Origin of the sequence: Candidatus Protochlamydia sp. R18 (assembly GCF_000648255.1) — a bacterium.
Lineage (GTDB): Bacteria > Chlamydiota > Chlamydiia > Chlamydiales > Parachlamydiaceae > Protochlamydia > Protochlamydia amoebophila.
Genome location: NZ_BASL01000693.1, coordinates 1 through 4,121, shown reverse-complemented (window position 1 = coordinate 4,121; position 4,121 = coordinate 1). Strand labels below are relative to the sequence as shown.

General features: G+C 30.0%; 1 protein-coding gene and 1 pseudogene. One reads left to right on the top strand and one right to left on the bottom strand.

Features of this window, described 5'->3' with window-relative positions; genetic code table 11:
- Positions 1 to 691: 691 nt before the first annotated feature.
- Complete coding sequence (locus TY19_RS05605) at positions 692 to 3,565, top strand: hypothetical protein (protein WP_042280384.1); 2,874 nt, start codon at positions 692 to 694, stop codon at positions 3,563 to 3,565.
- 95 nt (positions 3,566 to 3,660) lie between these two features.
- Here the strand turns inward: TY19_RS05605 and TY19_RS12820 are convergent.
- Positions 3,661 to 4,121 (bottom strand): annotated as a pseudogene (locus tag TY19_RS12820) (IS1 family transposase); the annotation flags it as partial.

The window sequence follows — 4,121 nt, the reverse complement described above, 5'->3', positions numbered from 1 at the left end:
TTAATAAAATACTTTATTTGTGATTACAATAGGCAATTGAGAGCCTTACCTATTTAGCACTACCAAATATTAAATAATATAAATTGAATTGTTATTTCACTTAGGTTAATTAACTTAAGAAAACTAACAAAATAAAATTGATTATCAAAATCCTTTTCATTTTTTCTATTAGGAAAGAAACTTGCTCACTTATCTGGTATCGAGACTAATTTAAGATAAGCAATGCTTTCCGATAAAAAACCTTCCTTCTTTCATGGGCCTTTTGCGTGCCAGCTCATTTTTAATTCAAGGCAAAGCTATTTTTACAAACAAAAATTTGCCGCTTGCCGTGAAGTGACTTTAAATGAAGTCAATTTTAAATCACTTGAAAGTTTCCGTTACCTATCTTTTTTGCTAGAGAAATTTTCAACATTGATGAGATCACTAAATGGTTCAATTTTCAAAATACTTGGGAAACCAATTGGATGAGTTGTTGGTTGTTCAATAGGAAAGCCATATCTGTCTAACTTTTTTTAAATTAAAATAATTAGCATTGTAAATTTTAATTTAAATATTAGTAAATATTAATAATGTTAATCTTTGTTTAAAATACTTAATATTAATAATTAATATTATTTTATTTAATTTAAAGATAATAAATTAGTTAATAATTTATAATTAAAATTAAATTATAATTATTAAGGAGGTAGTTATGAGTAATCCTTCTGATTTTAATCCGTCTTCTTTGAACAACAGTTCGTCTTCAATTGAATATTCAACATCTCTTATTAATGGTCCACTTTCTTCCGATACAACTTCTTCAACAAGAGAAGTTCAAACGAATACAAAAGAAATACAAACTGTTACGGAAGGAGTTACCAGTGAGATTTTTAGCGAATTTACCCATTCTAAAGACGAAACACAAAAATCACCCTGTCTGACTGAACAATCTGTTAAATCATTTGTAAAAGGAAAATTTTTATGCGCTTATAATAAAAAGACCAATTTAAGAGCTTCTGACTTGAAAACTTCCAAATCATTTCAAGGAGAAATACAGGCCCGATTAAATGATCAAATTCACCAGACATTTTCTAAAAAAATCGTCAAATTATGGATAAAAACATGTCATGAGAACATCTCACAAGCTTCGGTTGAATTAATACATTTATGCCAAACTGAACCGATAACAATTAATTATAATGACACAATAAAACAACAAATTCAAAGATATCAAGATACACAAAAAGGAATAGAAGAAACTAAAATAAAATTGAATGTTCTAAATAGGCAATTAACTAACATTGATAAAAAAAGTTATAGTGACAATCTAAAAGAATTAGAAGCATTGGAAAAAATACAAAGAAATATAGCGAAAGTTAACGACTTTCTCTCAAGACTTGAACAGCTTGTCGAAAAATATCAAAAATGCAATTTGGAGACATTAGATCCATCAGAATTAAATACACTAAAAGAAGAATTATCTTCTCTTAAGGAATTTCATTTCAACCAGCTAAAGAAAGAAGTAAGTGATACAATAACCGAGATAAATAATTATCATCGATTACAAAACAATAAAAATAGATTTCAATTATCTGATAATCAGTTAAATATAAAAACTAAGCGGGTATTGGATAACCTTGAAAAAATTTTTGCGGGTGAAACACCAAAAGATGTCGCAAGGCAAATAGAGGAATGCAATCGGTGTATAATAGCTACTAAAAAAGATTTTTCTCCTTATACTGAAAAATTGCAGCAAATTAAGGAAGAAACTACTATAGATTGCCGCCCTACATATGAAAAACTTCTTCAAAAGATTCGGGATGAAAATTCTGTTGATCTTTACCCTGAGTTTATTGCTGAAATTAAGAAGGGTCTTGAATCTCAGGATCCAGTAATCCGGAAAGATGCCCAACAAACTTTACTTTCTTCCTTTGATATTTTTGAAAAAGAAACTCTTAAATTAACTCGAAATATTCAAAATGGATTGCCTAAAGATGAAAATGAAATTATTCCTGAAAAAGATTATGATGTCCTTCAGACACATATTAAGTATTTAAAAGAACTTTTGGAATTGACGCAATTAACTTCATCTGATGCAAAATTACCGCAGTTTGAAGACCATTTTAAAGGCTTATTTGCTTTGATTCCTAACAAAAACATAACAGTAAAAGAAGCTAATGCTAAACTAACTTTATTTAACCAAGCAGATGAAAGCCTTACACGCTTAGTTGAGCCCTACAGAGGAATAATAAAAAAAGCTTATTTTCAAAGTAAACAAGAACTTGAAAAACAAAAACCTATAATACAAAAAAATATTGAAATACTATTGCAGCAATTAAAAGAAATGAAATTGGATAAAATCCAAATTTTAAACGATTTTTTTAAAGAACTCGAGACAACTCAATCTATTAACTTTTCTGATTTGATAATTTCTGATGTCGAACAAATTCAAGGTTTTGTAGATATTTTTTTAGGCCATTATCTTAAACATTCAGAAGAACGCTTTCCTAAAGTTTTAGATAGTCATCGAGATTTTGCTCTTAGAGTTTCTAACATGTTCGAAATAGTAAAAGAGAATTTAACTGATCAGCAACTAGAAGAATTAAAATCAGTTCTAAAAGATTTTTTATCACAGCATGTTACAAACCAAAAAACAATGCTAGAAGAAGGCTCTGTTGAAACATTTACTGACCACAGGGAAAGAACTTTAGAAAAGACTTCAGAATCTGAAAAACCTTTATATAGAAAAGTTCAGGCTATGCATGAGACTGAAGACGAATTTTCAGTAGAGTGTCAAATGGTTGGTAAAAAAGTTGAATCACTTTTACCATGGCTTTTTGGAAAGGGTTGTTTTGCTTCACCTCAAGCTGCGCATTTAGCCCCATTTCCAGGAATAGTTTCTTGGGATCTTAATTATCTGACTTCTCTTTTTAATCATAAGTTTGGTCTAAAGTTACCAGCCCTAGAAAAGAATGATCAAGCTGAGCTATTTAATGAGGATGTTGCAGGCTTTGTAAAGACGATCCAAAGCGAAGGAAAAGTTGACAATGGAAGACTGGAAAAAGAACTTATTCAAAGATACGCCGATAGTAAAGAAGAGAAACAAGATACTCTTCATTTCATTTTCAATGCACTTGTTTTTTTAAGCCGTATTTCCTCCTTAGAAATGTCAGAAACAAGGCATTTGCCAGAGTTTTTTAACCAAGAAATGGATAAAGTTTCGGAGACTTTAATAAAGGGTGGAGAGCAGAAAGACAGAGGATATAAACTTTTATTAGGAGAAGCTTTTATCGATCTTCTCGCTTTTTCAAAAGAAAGCTTATTAGATCCTCAAACAGCTTTAAGCGAAAAACATATAGAATATTTACAAGCCACAGTTAATGCAGTTTCCGAACGTTTAGAGCAATTAGCTAGTAAAAAACAGAAAACTGGAAAATTAACACCCTTAGAATTTGTAGAATGTCATGCTCTACATAGTATCTATTTAGGAGTGAAAAATTTATGCGATCAAAAAAAATTGCCCACTGATATTCTACAAAATGAAGAACAAATTATTGAAAAAACTAAAGTTATTCTAAGTTATTAAATTCAATAGACGGGCTTGCAAGCTTAATTTTAAATTTATTTTATTAGTATTTCTTGGGTAGTGCGCTAAATAGGTAAGATTCTCAATTATCTATGTTAATCACAAATAAAGTATTTTATTAACCCAATGTAATTAGTTAGTTTTTTAGAAAATGAAAGTGTTTTCCTTACAAGTCTTGCACATCTTTGTCTGMGRGWACAATTAAATCTTTCAATATAGCTTGTCTGACCAGATTGCTTGCTAACTGGTTGATGTTGACTCCAAGGATTGGTTTCATAATAGACATTAAATTTATCAGTGAAATAGAAGACTTTTTTTAATGATTCGGGTAGTTTTTGCAAAAAGAAGCTCAGCGGTTTTTTTTATCTCGAGGACCCACTTGCATAGCAAGCACTTGCCGACTTTTTTTATGGGAAACGAGCCATAACCACTGATCATTTTTCTTATTTCCTATAAAACTCCATTAAAGCTCATCTACTTCAAATTTAGCCACTTCCAACTCATCTTTCTCACGACAAGTGACTTGTGCATTTAAATCCTCAGGCAAATCATTGAT

Coding starts and splice junctions, on each gene's coding strand:
- TY19_RS05605 (WP_042280384.1), top strand. CDS start 692: ATGAGTAATCCTTCTGATTTTAATCCGTCTTCTTTGAACAACAGTTCG.